At 54.4% G+C, this 18,767-nt stretch carries 11 protein-coding genes; 7 read left to right on the top strand and 4 right to left on the bottom strand.

Annotation, left to right across the window (positions count from 1 at the left end; genetic code table 11):
- Positions 1 to 252 precede the first annotated feature (252 nt).
- From purL to BLP78_RS06170, 4 genes are all read left to right on the top strand, one after another.
- The gene (purL, locus tag BLP78_RS06185; protein WP_090457610.1) at positions 253 to 4,287 is read left to right on the top strand and encodes a phosphoribosylformylglycinamidine synthase; all 4,035 of its coding nucleotides are present in this window, start codon (positions 253 to 255) and stop codon (positions 4,285 to 4,287) included.
- 91 nt (positions 4,288 to 4,378) lie between these two features.
- Positions 4,379 to 5,617: a ChaN family lipoprotein gene (locus tag BLP78_RS06180; RefSeq protein ID WP_256330119.1), complete on the top strand. Its 1,239-nt coding sequence runs from the start codon at positions 4,379 to 4,381 to the stop codon at positions 5,615 to 5,617.
- A gap of 8 nt (positions 5,618 to 5,625) precedes the next feature.
- Positions 5,626 to 7,704, top strand: coding sequence for a M1 family metallopeptidase (locus BLP78_RS06175; RefSeq protein ID WP_176752796.1), 2,079 nt, complete (start codon positions 5,626 to 5,628; stop codon positions 7,702 to 7,704).
- Positions 7,705 to 7,984: 280 nt separating this feature from the next.
- Positions 7,985 to 8,185, top strand: a complete 201-nt coding sequence (locus BLP78_RS06170) for a hypothetical protein (protein WP_090457608.1) — start codon at positions 7,985 to 7,987, stop codon at positions 8,183 to 8,185.
- Between the two features lie 113 nt (positions 8,186 to 8,298).
- Here BLP78_RS06170 and BLP78_RS06165 read toward each other — a convergent pair whose 3' ends face one another.
- Together BLP78_RS06165 and epsA are read right to left on the bottom strand one after the other, a co-directional pair.
- Positions 8,299 to 8,850: a PEP-CTERM sorting domain-containing protein gene (locus tag BLP78_RS06165; RefSeq protein WP_090457606.1), complete on the bottom strand. Its 552-nt coding sequence runs from the start codon at positions 8,848 to 8,850 to the stop codon at positions 8,299 to 8,301.
- Between the two features lie 495 nt (positions 8,851 to 9,345).
- Positions 9,346 to 10,197, bottom strand: a complete 852-nt coding sequence (epsA, locus tag BLP78_RS06160) for an XrtB/PEP-CTERM-associated transcriptional regulator EpsA (protein WP_090457604.1) — start codon at positions 10,195 to 10,197, stop codon at positions 9,346 to 9,348.
- Between the two features lie 503 nt (positions 10,198 to 10,700).
- Between epsA and BLP78_RS06150 the strand changes: the two genes are divergently transcribed.
- Positions 10,701 to 13,316 (top strand): bifunctional diguanylate cyclase/phosphodiesterase, encoded by a 2,616-nt coding sequence (locus BLP78_RS06150; protein WP_218118927.1) that lies wholly within the window; start codon positions 10,701 to 10,703, stop codon positions 13,314 to 13,316.
- A 257-nt stretch (positions 13,317 to 13,573) separates the two neighbouring features.
- Here the strand turns inward: BLP78_RS06150 and BLP78_RS06145 are convergent, their stop codons facing one another.
- Together BLP78_RS06145 and BLP78_RS06140 are read right to left on the bottom strand one after the other, a co-directional pair.
- Positions 13,574 to 14,470 carry a hypothetical protein gene (locus BLP78_RS06145; RefSeq protein ID WP_090457600.1) on the bottom strand — a complete coding sequence of 299 codons (897 nt, stop codon included), beginning with the start codon at positions 14,468 to 14,470 and terminating at the stop codon, positions 13,574 to 13,576.
- Positions 14,471 to 14,952: 482 nt separating this feature from the next.
- Positions 14,953 to 16,020 (bottom strand): DUF6733 family protein, encoded by a 1,068-nt coding sequence (locus BLP78_RS06140; RefSeq protein ID WP_256330118.1) that lies wholly within the window; start codon positions 16,018 to 16,020, stop codon positions 14,953 to 14,955.
- A 1,173-nt stretch (positions 16,021 to 17,193) separates the two neighbouring features.
- On the opposite strand from BLP78_RS06140, the gene ndk reads away from it, so the two are divergent.
- Positions 17,194 to 17,619, top strand: a complete 426-nt coding sequence (ndk, locus tag BLP78_RS06135) for a nucleoside-diphosphate kinase (RefSeq protein WP_090457595.1) — start codon at positions 17,194 to 17,196, stop codon at positions 17,617 to 17,619.
- 18 nt (positions 17,620 to 17,637) lie between these two features.
- Positions 17,638 to 18,735: a dual-specificity RNA methyltransferase RlmN gene (rlmN, locus tag BLP78_RS06130; protein WP_090457593.1), complete on the top strand. Its 1,098-nt coding sequence runs from the start codon at positions 17,638 to 17,640 to the stop codon at positions 18,733 to 18,735.
- Positions 18,736 to 18,767 lie beyond the last annotated feature (32 nt).

Raw genomic sequence — 18,767 nt, 5'->3', positions numbered from 1 at the left:
GTATCAACTCGCATAATGAATTGCAAAGCTGCGCAATATTTTCCTTGAGGACACCTTATGGCAGCAAGCCAGCCCTTAAAAGAGTAAGCACCCCTTTTTAAACCCGGATAATCCATTAGGACGCGAGATGCCAGCACTCGGGCAGGCTCGCAGAGCCGCCTAATGAATTATCCGGGTTGAAGCTTCCCGGCTACGGACAACCTGTCTTCTCGTGTAAAATCACACTCTCAATTTATCGGTTCAGGTTATCGAATGCTTCGACTTCGCGGTGGTAGCGCACTTTCCCCGTTCCGCCTGGAAAAACTGGCGGCCGCCCTTAAAATTACCGCTCCGCAAGTTTCCCATATTTATGCAGAATATTGGTACTTTTGCGCAGTGACGCGCGATTTGCGGGAGAATGAAATTGCGGTTCTTGGAAGGTTGCTCAAGTGTTCTCCAGCGGAGATATCCACGACAGGGATTGGGGCATCACAAATCCAATTGTCCCAAGGCAATTTTCTGCTGGTGGTGCCACGCCCCGGCACCCTATCGCCATGGTCGACCAAGGCGACCGATATTGCCCGCCATTGCGGACTGGAGGCGGTGGAAAGGCTGGAGCGGGGCGTCATCTTTCATTTCCGCACAGTAGATCAGGCAGCGGGCGAGCTTTCCGCTCATGCCAAAGGCGCGCTGACCGCGCTGATACACGACCGTATGACTGAGGCGGTGCTGGACTCGCTCGACGCGGCAGAGAGTTTATTCAGGCATTTTGCCCCCGCGCCGCTCCAGTCAGTGGATGTGCTGGCAGGCGGACAAGCGGCGTTGGAAAAGGCCAACGACGAAATGGGGCTCGCGCTTTCACCCGATGAAATCGACTATTTCGCAGCCTATTTCATGCGCATTGGACGCAATCCCACCGATGTGGAATTGATGATGTTTGCTCAGGCCAATTCGGAGCACTGTCGCCACAAGATTTTCAACGCTGACTGGGTGATTGACGGCAAGCCCGAAACGAGATCGCTATTCTCGATGATTCGCCATACCCATCAGCAGCATCCGCAAGGCACGGTGGTGGCCTATGCCGATAATTCATCCGTCATACAGGGGGCGAAAATCGCGCGCTTCTACCCCGGCAAGGGTAATGCGTATGGTTATGCCGATGAGCAGACACACATCCTGATGAAAGTGGAAACGCATAATCATCCCACTGCTATTTCGCCTTTTTCGGGCGCCGCCACCGGTGTGGGCGGGGAGATCCGCGACGAAGGGGCCACCGGACGCGGTGCCAAACCAAGGGCCGGGCTCAGCGGTTTCTCGGTTTCCAATTTGAATATCCCGGGATTTATCCAACCTTGGGAAGCGTACGGGCAAACGGGGACGGATCATTCTTACGGCAGGCCGGCGCGGATCGCATCGGCTCTGCAAATCATGCTTGAAGGCCCCATCGGTGGTGCAGCGTTCAATAACGAGTTCGGGCGACCCAATCTGGCGGGATACTTCCGCACATTCGAGGAATCCGTCGGCGGCGAGATGCGCGGTTACCACAAGCCCATCATGTTAGCCGGAGGCATCGGCCATATTGCCGAGCAGCATTCTTTCAAGGAAAAATTTTCAGCCGGCGCGCTGCTCATTCAACTGGGCGGACCCGGAATGCTGATCGGCCTCGGTGGTAGCGCGGCCTCGAGCATGGATACGGGAACGAACACCGAGAGTCTCGATTTCGATTCAGTGCAGCGCGGCAATGCGGAAATGGAACGGCGCGCGCAAGAAGTCATCGATAATTGCTGGCAACTGGAAAGACGGGGCGAGCCTAATCCGATTCTTTCGATTCATGACGTTGGCGCGGGCGGTTTATCGAATGCGTTGCCCGAGCTGCTGCACGATTCCGGACGGGGCGGCTATTTCAATATACGTGATATTCCCTCGGAAGAGCCAGGCATGTCGCCGATGCAGATTTGGAGCAACGAGGCGCAGGAACGTTATGTGCTTGCGATCAGGCCCGAATCGCTGGAGTCGTTCCGGGCGATTTGCGCGCGGGAACGCTGCCCATTCGCAGTAGTGGGCACCGCAACGGCACTCGAGCAGCTTGTCGTGGCGGATCCGGCATTCGGCAACCGGCCGGTGGACATGGATCTCTCCGTACTGCTGGGCAAACCGCCAAAAATGACACGGGAAGCGACGCATATCAACAAAACGCTGGCGCCGTTTGATGTGGCGGATCTTGATCTCCGAGAATCGGCATACCGCGTGCTTCGGTTGCCGGCGGTAGCGGACAAGACTTTTCTCATCAGCATCGGCGACCGCAGCGTGGGGGGAATGACTGCGCGTGACCAGATGGTGGGACCGTGGCAGGTCCCCGTAGCGGATGTGGCGGTGACGTCGATGGGTTACCGCGCCTATCTGGGCGAAGCATTCGCGGTGGGCGAGTGTACGCCGGTGGCGCTGATTGATCCAGCCGCTTCAGCCCGCATGGCCGTAGGCGAAGCTATCACCAATATGGCGGCAGCGTTGATTGAACATATCGGAGAGATCAAGCTTTCCGCCAACTGGATGGCCGCGGCGGGGCATCCTGGTGAAGATGCAGCCCTGTTCGACGCGGTGCGGGCGGTAGGGATGGAATTGTGTCCGCGGTTGGGAATCAGCATTCCAGTGGGCAAAGATTCGATGTCGATGAAGACGGTGTGGGAAGCGGAAGCCGGCCTCGGGGACGCGAAAGTCAAGAAAGAGGTGATTGCGCCCTTGTCGCTGATCGTTTCCGCATTTTCAAGAGTAGCGGATGTGCGTAAAACGCTCACGCCGCAATTGCGCACGGATTGCGGCGTGACCGAACTGATCCTGATCGACCTCGGTGCGGGCAGAAACCGCTTGGGCGGTTCGGCGCTGGCCCAGGTTTATAAGCAGGTGGGCAACGATGTGCCGGACATGGCTGGAGTGGAGGGTGTGGAGCGACTCAAGGGGTTCTTCGCCGCCATACAACGCCTGAATCGTGAAAACAGGATAATTGCCTATCACGACCGCTCGGATGGCGGGCTGTTTGTCACATTGTGCGAGATGGCTTTCGCAGGGCGTGTTGGCATAACGGTCAATCTGGATCAGTTGTGTTTCGATGCGGCGGCAAGCGACATCGATGGCAGCGAATTGAAGCCGGAAGCGCTGGGTGGAAGATTCCTGGAGCGCATCATGTCTGCGCTGTTCAACGAGGAATTGGGCGCGGTGATCCAGATAGAGACGGCACAGCGCCAGCATGTGCTGGATATTCTATCGGCGGAAGGTTTGCGCGACCTGAGCTTTATTATCGGTAGCGTCAATGACGGGGATGAAATCCGGTTTCTGCGCAACAACAAGCCGGTATTCTTGGAAAAGCGCGTCGAGTTGCATCGCGCCTGGTCGGAGACGACTTATCGGATGCAGAAGCTACGCGATAACCCCGAGTGTGCTCAGCAGGAGTACGATCGCATACTCGATGTCCGTGACCCGGGTCTGCATGCGCGGTTGAGCTTCGATGTAGACAACGACATCGCCGCGCCTTACGTTCACGGCGCCAGACCCCGGATTGCGATTTTGCGCGAGCAGGGCGTGAACGGCCACGTCGAAATGGCCGCAGCTTTTGATCGTGCCGGGTTTGATGCGACGGACGTACACATGAGCGATATCATTGCAGGGCGCGTTTCCCTGGGTGATTACAAGGGCTTCGCCGCTTGCGGCGGCTTTTCGTATGGCGACGTGCTCGGGGCAGGGGAAGGATGGTCCAGCTCCATCCTGTTCAACGCGCGTGCCCGCGATGAGTTTGAAACTTTTTTCTCGCAGGATGATACCTTTGCGCTGGGCGTATGTAATGGCTGCCAAATGATGAGCAATCTGCACGAAATCATTCCGGGGGCTGAGCATTGGCCAAGGTTCGTGAGAAATAAATCCGAGCAATTCGAAGCACGTCTGGTCATGGTGGAGGTCCAGCGAAGTCCTTCGCTGTTTTTCGACGGCATGGCGGGGAGCCGGATGCCTGTTGTCGTTGCGCACGGTGAGGGTTGTGCTGAATTCACCGATAAGAACGAAATCGCGTTAATCTCGCCGCTGGTTACGCTGCGTTTCGTGGATAATCACGGAATACCCACCGAGATTTATCCGCTTAATCCCAGCGGATCTTCTCAGGGCATTACCGGCGTGACGACAGCAGACGGGCGTTTCAGCATACTGATGCCTCACCCGGAGCGCGGCTTTCGCGCTATCCAGCATTCATGGCATCCCGGTTGGTGTGAGGATGCGCCATGGATGCGGATGTTCAGGAATGCACGTAAATGGATGGGGTGAGGCATGAGCATGCCGACGCCCGCGGTGCCGGTGCTTGCTGAGCCGGATAGTTTGGATATGAAAAGGAGGGTTCGATGAAGGAATATCCCGCTTGAAGATCTTTTGGAGTGCTATCTTTGCTCCCTTTTCCGTATACGTTGGTCTCGCATTGATTGCCTCCGGCCTCTCCCTCGATATCGTGTCGGCGCAAACAAAAACCGCTGGCAAGGATAATCTGGACTGTGTGCCGGCCGGGAACTGGATCGTGCCCGGTGACGGGAAAATATCCGGCACCGAAGTCATCAATCGCGCTGCCAGGCGTTCGGTCGTGCTGCTGGGTGAAATGCACGACAATCCCGAACACCATCGTTGGCAATTACAGACGCTGGCCGCGTTGCATGCGTTGCGGCCGGACATGGTGATCGGATTTGAAATGTTTCCGAGGCGCGTACAGAAGGCGCTGGACCAATGGGTAGCGGGCGAGCTTACCGAATCGCAGTTTCTTGCTGCCTCGGACTGGAATGCCGTCTGGAGCACGGACGCGAATCTCTACCTGCCATTATTCCGTTTTGCACGCATGAATCGAATACCGATGCTGGCACTCAATATCGATACGCGTTTGAGAAAATCGGTTTCGACGCACGGTTTCTCCGGCGTGCCGGAGCATGAACGCGAAGGCGTGATGGCTCCCGCCGCGCCGAGCACGGCTTATCTCGACTATCTGCTGCCGATTTACAGCGAGCACGAGCGCGGCGGCAAGAAGAACGGCGAGGCCAGTCGTGATAATCCGAATTTCCGGCGCTTCGTCGAGAGTCAGCAGCTCTGGGACCGCGCCATGGCTCAAGCGTTGAATTCAGCGGCGGGTCGCACAGAGCGTCCTCTTGTCATCGGAATCATGGGTTCGGGGCATATCAAATACGGTTATGGCGTTCCTCACCAACTAAAAGACCTGGGGGTGACCGATGTTGGCACGTTGCTCCCTTGGAATAGCGGTACCGCTTGCGGACAGATTGCCATGGGGCTGGCCGATGCGGTATTCGGTGTTGCATTGCCATCGGTGGCATCGCATGAACGTCCAAGGCAGCGCCTTGGCATCCGCTTTGAAATGGCACAGGATGGTGGCGCGCGCATACTGCAGGTAGAGAAGGGAAGCATTGCCGAGGCAGCGGGTATTCGCGAAAGCGACGTGATCAGGGAAGCCGCCGGCGTGCCGGTGAAGCAAATGGATGATATTGTCGAAATAGTCAAACGCCAGGCCCCGGGAACGTGGTTGCCGCTCAAATTGAAGCGCGGCGGGGATACAATCGAGAGTATCGCCAAGTTTCCAGCGATACTGAAGGGAGGCGAATGATAAGGTTGATGAAAGGGCGGCATAGTTTGAATATCCATGGAAGCATCGTCTGTTTCCTGTTTTCGATTCTGTCGGCGCTTATTTCAAACAGCGCATCCGCCGCATCCGCCACATCCCCCGAGGCGGCCGATGCCGTTGAGATCACCTATGAAATTGAGGTTCGAATAGACCCGGTGGCGCACAGTATCGAGGGTCGCAGCGTCATCATGGCGAACTCGTCGGAAGAACTGACTCTCGTGCTGGGCCGTCGTTTCGGCGTGCTGAGTGCGCAGGTCAACGGCACATCGCTGGGGCCGGCCGCCAGTATGGGAAAAGTTCGGGCCTGGCGGGTTTTCAACGAAAAGGGCCTGCCGCGCCGTATCGAGGTTCGCTGGCGCGGCGAATTGACGCCGCTCGATACTTCGCTCGATCATGCTCAGACGCTGGGGCGGGATGAGCCGGCCAGTAGCGAGGCCGGAACCTTCCTGCCTGATTCAAGCGGCTGGTATCCGTACATTGCGGGAAAGCTCGCCAGCTATCGCGTCAGCATCGAACTTCCGGCCGGGCAACGGGCGATTGTTCCAGGCCGCCTGGTGGAAGAGTCCGAATCGGCCGACGGATACCGTGCACATTTTGAGTTTCTGGCACCGACCGGCGGTATCGACCTCATGGCCGGCCCCTATAGCGTCGAAACGCGTACGATGCGCGGCGCCGGCGGCAAGCCCATCCAGTTGCGGACCTATTTCCACCCGCAACTCGCAGACCTTGCAAGTGGATATCTCGATTCGGTGGAGGGCTATATCGATCTCTACGAATCCTGGATCGGCGAGTATCCATTTACCGAATTCAGCGTCGTTTCCAGTCCTACGCCGACAGGCTTCGGCATGCCGACGCTCACTTATCTCGGGACGGAGGTGCTGCGGCTTCCGTTCATTCGTTACACGTCGCTGGGCCACGAGGTGCTGCATAACTGGTGGGGAAATGGCGTATACACCGACTACGCACACGGCAACTGGTCAGAGGGACTGACCACCTTCATGGCGGATTATGCATATAAGGAGCGTGAAAATCCCGAAGCCGCGCTGGACATGCGGCGCGGATGGCTACGCGATTTCGCCGCGCTATCGTCCGGGCAGGACGCGCCGCTCAGCACATTCACCTCGCGTACGCATGGGGCGACCCAGATAGTTGGTTACAACAAATCGGCAATGGTCTTCCTCATGCTGCGCGATATGCTCGGGCGCGAAACTTTCGATCGTGCTCTCCAGGCATTCTGGCGGGAGCAACGCTTCCACATCGCATCATGGATGGATTTGCAGCGTGCGTTTGAGATAGCATCGGGGAGGGATCTGAGTGTTTTCTTCGACCAGTGGCTCACTCGTGAAGGCGCGCCGGTTATACGCATTGCGGAAGCGGGACGCGCAAAGCCGGGCTCGGCGGCAGCCGTACATCATCGTGTCAAGGTGACGCTTGAGCAAACGGAACCCGCATACCGGTTAAGTGTGCCTGTCGCGGTCCGTACCGCCGGGGGCGAAGAATTTCACACGCTTGACCTTGAGAAAACGCGTCAGGTGTTCACGCTTGACGTTAGCGCCCAACCGCTGCAGGTGACACTCGATCCGGATTTACGGTTGTTCCGGCGTTTGATGCCCGATGAGGCCCCGCCGATCCTGCGGCAGGTGATGGTAGACCGGACAGCCGCTACCATTCTGCTTCCTGAAAGCGGGGATGTGCACAGCACTGCCGGAACACTGGCGGAAAAACTTCAACACCGCACCCCAATACTGGCTTCGGGCACGGAGACGCCACCAGCGGTGCCGACGCTGGTGATCGGCCTCGAAGAGCAGGTGGATGCCTGGCTTGCAAGACATCAATTGCCTGCACGGCCTGACATCGTGCGCGGCAAAGGTTCGGCGCAAGCCTGGACGGTGAGCCGTCCCGATGGCGTGACACTCGCGGTGATATCCGCGCGGGACATCACATCTCTCGCTGCGCTAACGCGGCCGCTACCGCACTATGGTCGCCAGAGCTATGTCATATTCAATGGTTCGAAGGTGATCGGACGCGGCGCATGGCCAACGCGCGCGCCGATGGTAAAGCTCGACTAATAGCCGCTATACGCTATACGTCATTTCCGGCCGTGCTGTACCGCGACCGGGAAACCTGCGCTGCAAACGGTGGATTTAGCGATTCGTATCATGTTCCCGCATTCGCTCCCGCTCCCTTCTTATGCGAAGTCTTCAATTGAAACTGTAATAGCGCCGAGAAAGAAAACGGCGATCGCGATGATGAGACTTGCCACAGAGGCAAGTATTCATCTTCGAGCATGGATATTTCAGTGAAACCTGACTATTATTTCTTCATACACCTACTACTTATGGAGAGGATATGAATGCCAATTATAAAGGATACAGTATTGTTGCCGGTGCCGATCACGACGATACCACCGGTCTCTGGAACGGCCGTTACAGGATTCTTGATGACAAAGGAATCGTTGTTTATGAAAGCTTTGTCGAACCTCTGGCCGATCAGGACCAGGCGGGTGAAGCTGCTGGCGTGGAAGCTCGCGCATGGATCGATAGGCAATAGCTAAAGCGGCCCGAATTGCTTTGCGCTTTGGTAAGTTCTACAAGGTTCGGCGGTATCTGCAATAACAAAAAAACCCGCTGAAGCGGGTTTGTTCGTCCGTGCATTCGGGAGCTTTACGATTTACGCCTGCGTATGGCCCCGATAGCGAAAAGGCCGAGCCCAACCAAGGCAAGGGTTGCCGGTTCCGGAATCTCGCCAGTTTGGTGAAACGTGGGGTCAAACGTTGTGTAATGACTTAGCCTGCCAATATTGCCGCCGGCGCTCCCTCCGGAAAGGAGTCCCACCTGTTCATTGGACCAAACCAGTTTTGTCATTTCCCCGATATTTTGAAAGAAATAAGTATTCGCTATATCTTTGTCGCTACCAGTACCAAATTTCAAAAGAAAATAACCTGGCGTGTCCGGGTTGATATCCAGGTACCATTCACCTGAACCTGCACCATTCTCATAAGCGATGAACGAGTTAACCTTGAGATCCAGTACCAGATTGTTGTTACCGGCCGCAGCTTTCATAGCGTCAAGCTCAGCCGCATCTCCGGAGCTTTTAAGGAGGGCCTCTCCTATTTTAGTGTCAAGTATGAACGCTGCTTGTGCAGACGGTATCCAGATGGCTGCGCCAACCAGTGTTGCGAGTATCGTGGAAAAGAATTTATTTTTTTTGTTCATTTTATTTTATCTCCTTAATTTTGCAGTTGCAGGGTTTGCATAATATTTCAAGCAGAAATGATCCCGATCACGTCTACCCAGGGTTTTTGATTTTTCGTAAACTTTCACGTCAAGTGCCTGTCAGCGGAGAAGTCCCATGAACCGCCCCCACGCCATGAGCGGTCCGACGCTGCGCAGCGTCGTCCGATCCAGCGAGAAGGCCACCAGTTTACTCTGTGGCGGTCCTCGAGCTAAACCCATTTCTTCAGTTGTTATTATTGGCATAAAAGCAGGAAGATGAAATAGCCCGACGGGTTGATTTCGATAGCTCTCTAGTGCTATTGACCATGCTTAAGAGCCATAGAACAAGACCCATTGGATCGCTGGAGAAAGGTTTGATGCAGACCGCCCAATAGCCAAATAGGTTATTGGTTGGGCGGGATGATGAATGACCCTTGTCCATAAGCTGCAAGCGGACTGCCGGATTCAGGTTCAACAATTGGTGTCGCATGGGCTTTAGTGTTTTGAAGTCGAAACGGACTGAAGGGAAAGCTCCGAACCGGCTTCAGCTATTTGTGCCGGGCCAGTCTTGGAAATGGCCTGCACCCGGTTGTAAACATCCAGTTTCTTGAAGATGCGCCGCAAATGATTTTTAACCGTGTAAATGCTGATCGCCAGGATGGAGGCGATCTCGGCATTCGTTTTGCCCGCCCTGACCCAATCCAGTATTTCGACTTCACGCGTACTCAGCCCGTAACTTTCGCTATTTTGTGACGCATCTGCCGGGGATGGCGCAGCGCTATTCCGGCGAGCCAAGGGCTGGACCCGGCGCAATGCAGTGTCAAGATAAGGCAGCAGGTTCTCCATTGCGCCCAGCGGGGAATCGTTGAGGTTGTCGGTTGAACTGAATATTACATAGAGGCAGTCCTGGCCTCCGCGTTCGTCGCTGATGCCGTGTACGAGCAGAGAGCGCATGTCGTGCAATGCTTCGCGAAAAGCGCATAGCGGCCCACGGTCTCCAAATCGAAAACCACACGCGCCGAGGCTTAATCGGTAGGGCGCCTTGCCCAATTCGACCCAGCAGCTATACAACCCCCGTTGCAAGGCCAAAAGATTTTCCGAATGTAAATGCTCGGTTCTGACGCCGGGCAATACGGAAACAAGGTCATGTCGAAGAGAGTTCGCGCCAGAATCATTCCAGACCGCGAGCATGATTTCGTGGGGAAGATAATGCTGTATTTCCCCCTGCAGCCACCTCAACAGGTCGGAATGGCTCTGCACAGCTATTCCTTCCCGTATAACCCGGAAGTACCGTTCCAGATGCTCATCGGAGAGCGAGGAAGGAAAAGAGAACGGGGAAGGAATCATTTGTGCTGGATCTGCCTAAGTCAGGTAATCGAATGAAATGCCGGGATGAGTCAGTATTCCTTGTTAAGCAAAAATCGTTCCAGAAAAAAAATACCTGTTGGATCAAGTGGATAATAAATAAATCCGCGCTGACTTCACATATTGTAAGAAATACCGACGAGTCATGGCGCATGCGCGTCATTGCGCCGTCCGCAGGCACAGTAAGGCCGGTATTGCGGGACCTGGGCTATTGAGGCGCAACCACCAATGTGGATGGATGGCGACTGGGGGACAAGAGTTACTGCCTGAACACTCGGACGCGACATTTCGTGATGGCAGGTGATCATTCTCGTCTTTGGGGTAAATTTACCCATCGGCTTTAGTAGTCCTGCATTGCAGCCGTTATTGTCCATGCAGCTTAAATATGAGCGGCGGGGCATGCTCATGCTTCGTTACATACAACACCTGCGGTGCAAGAAAACAAGATAGCAAATACCTAATTTGACGAGGTGGGGGATGATTTCATGAGAATTGGTTTTTTTACCAAGCTGTTCACTGTCATCCTGATGCTGCTTCTTTGTGCAATTGGAATAATGGTTTTTCAGGCGTTGGGTATCCGCGATGACGTCGCCTCCAGCGAGGATCACCGCTATCGCTCTTTGCTGCTTGCCGGTGAGTTGTTTCAAAGCTCTGAAGACCTCACGCGCATGGCCCGCACATACGTAACCACAGGAAATCCGATTTATAAGCATTATTTTTTCGATATTCTCGATATCCGGGAAGGTATCAAGCCGCGCCTGCAAAATTATCCCAACACCTACTGGCATCTTGCGGATGTGGGAAAAAGTTCCGTTGCTGAGCTGGGCGAGCCTGTTTCCTTGTTCGAGATGATGCGTAACGAAGGTCTCGACAAGCAGGAGACTGCCCTGCTATGGGAAGCCAAAATAAAGTCCGATAAATTAACCATACTGGAGAAACAGGCAATCGCCGCGGTGGACGAGATACAGGCACGTGGCAAGGATAAGCTCACAATCCACTGGTCACCTGAACGGCAACTCTCCATCGACCTTTTGTTCGGAGAACGCTACATCGCAGAAAAAGCCGCCGTCATCGCGCCTATTCAGCAATTTAGCGATTTGCTCGATACACGAACACAAGCGGAAGTAAAGGATGGCCTTGCTCGCCTACATCGCCACATTCTGGTAGTAATGACGCTCATCGTTATCGCGATGCTTGCCGTCGCTGCTACGATTTTCTATGCTCGCCGCGCAGTTCTGCTTCCATTGGCCCAACTCCGTAGCGAGGTAATGAATATTGCACAAGGCGATTACGCTGCCCGCTGCCATATTGAAACGCATAACGAACTGGCCGAGCTCGGCGGTGCGTTCAACTCCATGGCTTTGGCAATCGAGCAGGATATCGGCAAGCGAGAGGAAACCGAGGAATCCATGCGACAGGCTATTGCGATATTTGAGAATAGCAGCGAGGCAATGATAGTGACCGATGCCGAAAATATCATCATCACCGTAAACCCGGCCTTTACCAGAGTGACAGGCTATACGTCAGACGAAATCGTGGGGCAGAGTCCCGACATTCTGAATGCCGGTCTTCAAGGAGAGGCTTCCCTTTTAGCAATGAAAACCTCCCTCGTGGCCAACGGCTATTGGGAGGGAGAAATGGAAGGCCGGCGCAAGAACAAGGATGTCTACATCGAGTGGCGCACGATGAATGCCATCTACAATGACGACGGTTCGGTACACCGGTGGGTAACCTTGTTCTCGGACATCACCGCGAAGAAGAAATCGGAAGAACTGATCTGGCAGCAAGCCAACTTCGATCCCCTGACGAGTCTGCCCAACCGCCATATGTTCCATAATCAGCTGAAGCAGGAAATCAAGAAAGCGGATCGCTTTGGATCATCGATAGCTTTGATTCTTCTGGATCTGGATAATTTCAAAGCGGTCAATGACGTCTACGGACATAACGTTGGCGATCTTTTGCTCAAGGAAGCGGCGTGGCGTCTGAGCAGTTGCGTTCGCGGCATCGATCAGGTAGCGCGACTTGGGGGGGATGAATTCACCGTGATCCTGGGGTCGCTAAAAAGCCTCATCAGTATCAATCGTGTCATCCGGGACATCCTGCATAGGATGTCCGAACCATTCAAATTAGGGGATGAGATAGCCTATGTGTCAGCCAGTATCGGCGTGACGTTTTACCCGCATGACGGCGCCGGCGCGGAATCCCTGGTGAGGAACGCCGATCAAGCCATGTATGCGGCCAAGAATAAGGGCCGGAACTGCTTTAGCTACTTCACCCATACACTGCAGGAAGCTGCACAGATCCGCATGCGCCTGGCCGGCGACTTGCGTAGCGCGCTGGCTGGCAACCAGCTTCAACTGCACTATCAGCCCATCGTGGAATTCGAAACCGGGCGAGTCCATAAGGCGGAAGCATTGTTGCGCTGGCACCACCCAAAGCTCGGCCTCGTAAGCCCCGTCGATTTTATTTCCATCGCGGAAGAAACCGGAATGATCGTCGATATCGGCGACTGGGTATTTCGGATGGCAGCGCAGCAAGCCAAGGTTTGGCGTGCATCGCACTCTGCTCCATTTCAGATCAGCATCAATACTTCTCCCGTGCAGTTTCGCAAGAATGTCGATCTCCACAAGCCCTGGCTTGATTTTTTACAGGAACTGGAGTTGCCCGGGCAAAGTATCGCCATCGAGATTACTGAAGGTTTGCTGATGGACGTCAGCCCCGACGTTACCTCGAAGCTGCGTAGCTTCAGGGAGGCAGGCATCGAGGTTTCCATGGATGATTTTGGAACCGGTTATTCCTCCCTGAGTTATCTCAAGAAATTCGACATCGATCACCTGAAAATAGATCAATCCTTTGTACAAAGCCTGGCTCCGGATTCCGATGATCTGGCACTATGCGAGGCCATCATTGTGATGGCACATAAGCTGGGGATAAAAGTGATCGCCGAAGGTATAGAGACGTCAGAACAGCGCGACCTTCTGGCTCTCGCCGGGTGCGATTACGGGCAAGGCAATCTGTTCTCCGAACCGCTGCCGGCAGATAGATTCGAGAAATTTATGAATGCAGCCCAAAGTGAGGCAAATCGATCCGTGTCGATGTAACCGGCACAACAGGATTGCCAGGTAACATCCTGGCTATTGGTGTCAGGATGGGTCTATGCCGCTCATAATCTGAATTTCGAAGTGATGGCGATAGCGCGGCCCATGAAGATGAGCGCGCGGTTTGCCGGTAAGAATCGCGACCGACGGCCTCGTCCAAATAGATACTTGCCTAGGACAGGCATGGTGTTGATCGGAATCACATTCCTGAACAGCATAATTTCGAACCCGCGAAAGATTCAGGATGGGTTTGCCCGCTGTTACAGATCACGCCAGTTGCTACGTCGCCCGCCCTGGCTTGTCATGGTCAGCGGCATATTTCCCTGATCCTGGCCCTGTTCCTCACTCAGGCATAGCTCCTGCGTGAGCATTTTTGCATCTTCCTCCAATACTGCCGGTCGCGCCTCTCTGGGCAACCGGTTGAAGTTGTCAATGGTGATGCGCAACGATTCGGGCAAGGCTTGCCAGTGAGTGCCGGCATCACCGTAGCCATAAGCTCTCATCTCGCGCTTGAGCGCGTGCGTCGTGAACGCTATCAGGGCATCGTCCAACTCTTGTGTTTGCCACCGCTCGGCCGTTTCCCGCGCAGCCTTCTGCCGTTTGAGGCGCTCCAGTTCGGTCATGTACTCGCGTACCGGCGCCTGTTCCAGCCGTATACGGGCCTCAACCTCGTTTTCCCTGTTCGCAACATGCTCTGCGGCGTCATGAACACGCGAGGCCAGCTTTAGTGCCTCTGTTTCGGCGATGGCCTTGATCTCTTCGTACTCGGCAAGAAATCCGGACGACCGCAGCCCGAGATCATGAATTATGGCCCGAAACGGGTGGGCGAATCGCCAATTGTCCATCTGATGGCTTGCGTTCGCTTCATCCACCCTGGCCTGCCGCAACTGCTCCGCCAACGAATCACAGGCCTGGCGGGCCGCCAGTATCTCGTGGTCGCGCTCCACCAGATCGCGTGCATCCGGCGGCCGCAGTTCCGCTATCACGGCTTGTAGCTCCGCGCTTGTCATATGATCTGTCTTCTCCCGCATCTCCAGTGGCGGGAGCCGCCATTCGGCCCCAAGACCGGTGATCCCGGTGTGGACGCCGGGGCCGACCTGGCGCACCAGGTCGGCTGCCCGCACCTGAACCGTTTGTGCCTGCTTGAACTCGGTCATGTTTCCCGTCCTTCCCCCAACCAGTGGCAGGGCAATTGCTCGTCATGGCTGCGCATGTCGATGCGCACGGCATCGCTATCGAGACCTCCTGCATTCAACCTAAATCCGGTAGTTGACCGCTCATTTGATAGATCAGAATCATGATTAATCACAATATTTCATATTATTTGACGCTCACCTTCCGGGTGAGGGCGCTACGGGGAGAATTGCACAGTTTTTGGGACACATGGCTGCGTTGCAACTTCTTGGAATGGAATGACCGTTCCGCGTCGTTGCGCCTTGCCCTGCACCCCAAAAACCGTACACTTCCCCCCGTCCAACTACCAGATTTAGGTTCAATATGGGGCGTACAGATAGCGAGGCGATCTTGATGCGATAGCCATGCTCATCCGCTGCATAGGTCTGCCAGATATTGTGCCCGGGCATGGAACCTACCCGATGGCCTTCATTGAGCAACCCATTCGCCCAAGCTGTCTTCAACTTTAAAAATGGAGCTTGATGCTGGCCTGATAAAATTCCTTGGACACTTCGCCTTTGAGATCGGCGCCCGCCGCGAAGCGCAGGGCAATGCTCATGGGCAGTGCAAACTCGACATAGGGGCCTATCCAGTTGTAAACCGTCCCGGTATTTCCTTCGATTCGGTCTTTATGAAATCGCAGGTGTTCCCAATGAACGCCAATGGAACTGACCGGTACGTTTTTAAAATTGAACAGCGCGGGCTTGATGCCGACGTTGATCCAGTTATGGATAAAGTCCCTCGCTCGTTCATCGCGAATGGCCAGATAGTAGGCAAGATACATCTGCCCGGTTACAAAATCGTCATCGTAGGAAATCGTCATACTGGGCACCACACCTTCCGCTGCCCGGATACCCCTGCCGACGACCCGGCTGGAGAGCAGGGCGCCATTCAGCATGCCGATCTGGGGATTGATGGTTAATGCGTCATTGAGAAAGCGGAAATTCAGGCCCATGCCAACTTCAGTCCAGAGTCCATTGCCACCGGCATCAACCTGGGTACCCTGCGGACCGGAAATCACCCGGCTGCGGCCGAAATTGGGGCTGGTCCAGAGCCAGCTATAAAAGGTAAAGTCGATATTGTCAGTAACTGCATAACCCGCATCGAGTATGGTCTGGAAACCAAAAAATGCATCCTGTTTCAAGGTCACGCCACCGTGAAATTTTTTCTTGCCAAAGTGGTGACCTTCGCGTTCGGTATCATGCCAGCCCTTATCCTCCGGGATTCCTTCCAGGTCTGCGACCGGGACCTTCAAGGTTTCTGGTTTTTTCTCAGGCTTGTGATTTACTCGCGTAAGCGCGGCGGGGGAGCCCTGCTTCAAGATTGCGTCATCACGGGAATTTTCCCTATCCAAGCCCTGACTTCCGATTTCGGTACCATGGCTGCCCTTAGCCTCCAGGCGTCCTTCCAGCTCCATAATCCTGGCCTCCAGGGTTTCCAGCCTCTTCCTGAGTTCGTTGTCTGTTTGCGCAAATACAGCGGATGACATACAGGCGGCTGCAAGAAACAGAAAAAGACCAAAACGTTTTTTCATGCCAGTTATTGCACTTCCATTACTCCTATCCGATCCCAATTTTGGTGACATTTCTATTCACTTTCTTTTTGTGTGTTGGAAATATTCACTTCATATTTCATCACGTTTGTGAAGTTTATGTGATTAATATGTGAAGTGGGTGTGAATTATATGTGAGGTTTATGTGAAGATTAAACGAAAATTTTATTTTTTTTGAATTTGCCGGGAACTTATTGAGATCAACCAGGACGCAATGGCATCAATGCATTACCACGCCGAGCATTGCGATCGATCGGGCAACTGACGAGAAGCCGCCAAGGGTTAACTGGATGGGCTATGAATGCGATATGAGCGCGTTTCCGCTGCGGTAAATACGGTTTCAGGCCGTGAGAACACGCCCGCGGCGGCGATAACATGCGTGGCCCGCGAGCTTGATATGAGCATGACCGACTGATGGAAACCCCTCGCTTGCAGTTGCGTGTCGATTGTCGGCAAAGACCTCATCGCTGAAGTCGTGGCAAAGGTGGTTTCCCGGAAATCGGTACGCTGACGAAGCTCAAGAAAACGGATTTAGCCAGTTTCGCAGGCGCGAAATTAACCGGGTTGCGCTGGTTACCGGAAAACCTCAGGTTTGCGGCACAGTCGAAGTAACGTGGTCGCTCCTGAAATACCTACTCGACCCGTAGAAGTATCAGCGATCAGGTGTATACAACGGGAACCGTCAACGTATCGACGTTCGCCTCAAGATGGAATGATTTAAACCTTTGTTAGCCCGCAGATCCAGCGAGCATGCGAAAGCGGCTTGCGCTGTGTCATAAGTCTCATTCGCTATTTTAGCCCGGGAGATTTCCGCATTGCCGCCTATGACCAAACCGGCCTATGACCAAACCGGTATAATTAATTTGAATTTTCAATCAGGAGATTCTCCCCTTCACATGGCCCGGTAATCGGCTCTTATCCGCTGGGAGGGAATATGGTCGCGCGCTGGATAAGGCAATGTGCCTGCTCATTCTGGCATCAGCAATCGATCTCGAAGCCATCTGGCATCAGCCTAGATGGAAAAATCGTTTTTCAACTGGTCCGTTATTTATTCCAGGGCATAGCCAAGTCAGTCAGCGGTCTTCCGATTTCCCGGCGTAAGGGTGGGTTTTTTGTTAAAATACGCTTTAATTTCTTAATTTAGTGGAGTATTTAATGGCTGTCGAGAGAACTTTGTCCATCATCAAACCTGATGCGGTTGCTAAAAACGTGATCGGCGAAATCTATTCCCGCTTTGAAAGCAAGGGATTGAAAATAATCGCGGCGCGCATGCTACACCTGTCGCAGGCCGATGCGGAAGGTTTTTACGCGGTGCATCGCAGCCGCCCATTTTTCAACGATCTGGTGAAGTTCATGATTTCCGGGCCGGTGATGGTGCAGGTGCTCGAGGGCGAAGGTGCGATCGGCAAGAACCGGGAACTGATGGGCGCGACGGATCCGAAAAAAGCCGAGAGTGGTACTATTCGTGCGGATTTCGCCGATAGTATCGATGCGAATGCCGTGCATGGTTCCGACGCGCCGGAAACTGCGGCAAACGAAATCTCCTATTTTTTTCCACAACTCAACATTTATTCTCGCTAGGAAAACTACAGTTCGGCTATGAGCGTTAATCTTCTCGACTTTGATGCGAAAGGGCTCGCCGGCTTTTTTACGGAAATTGGCGAGAAGCCGTTTCGCGCCAGGCAGTTGCTGCGCTGGATACACCGATGTGGCCAGGCGGATTTTGGTGGCATGAGCGACCTGGCGAAAGAATTGCGCGATAAGCTTGCTGCAACCGCCGTGATCGAATCCCCGCACGTTATCAGCGATCATGCCGCTGCCGACGGTACCCGCAAATGGCTATTGTCAGTGGGTGCGGGTAATGGAATCGAGACAGTTTACATACCTGAAGCCAACCGTGGGACGCTGTGCGTTTCCAGTCAGGTTGGTTGCGCGCTGGCGTGTACCTTTTGCTCTACCGGCAGGCAGGGATTCAACCGGAATTTGTCGGTAGCGGAAATCATCGGCCAGTTGTGGTGGGCAAATAAAGCGCTGGCGGGCGCGTTCGGCGGCGAGTCGGTTCGGGATCGGGCTGTGACGAATGTAGTAATGATGGGGATGGGCGAGCCCCTGGCCAATTTTGAAAATGTCGTGACTGCGCTCGACCTGATGCTGGATGATAATGCCTATGGACTTTCGCGGCGGCGCGTAACCGTCAGTACGTCAGGCTTGATACCCGCCATGGACCGGTTACGGGAACGTTGCCCGGTGGCACTGGCGGTATCCTTGCATGCGCCCAACGATGCGCTGCGCGACCAATTGGTGCCAATCAATAAAAAGTACCCTATCAAGGAATTGCTGGCGGCATGCGAGCGCTACCTTCAATCCGCACCCAGAGATTTCGTTACTTTTGAATACGTCATGCTGGATGGGATTAACGATAGTGTGGCTCATGCACGTGAATTGGTTCAGTTGGTACGGCATACGCCTTGCAAGTTCAACCTGATTCCGTTTAATCCGTTTCCGAATTCCGGTTACAAGCGCTCATTGCCGGAAGCGGTATCCTCGTTTCGGGATGTGTTGATGCAGGCCGGGCTGGTAACCACGGTACGCAAGACGCGCGGCGACGATATTGCCGCTGCGTGCGGTCAGTTGGCGGGAAAAGTCCATGATAAAACCCGACGGGAGAGCCGCGGATCGATGGAAGTGGCAAGATGAAGCAGACTCGACGGATTTCTACAGGCATCATT

This window comes from Nitrosospira sp. Nsp1 (assembly GCF_900100985.1).
GTDB lineage: Bacteria > Pseudomonadota > Gammaproteobacteria > Burkholderiales > Nitrosomonadaceae > Nitrosospira.
This window is presented reverse-complemented; position numbering and strand designations above follow the sequence as displayed.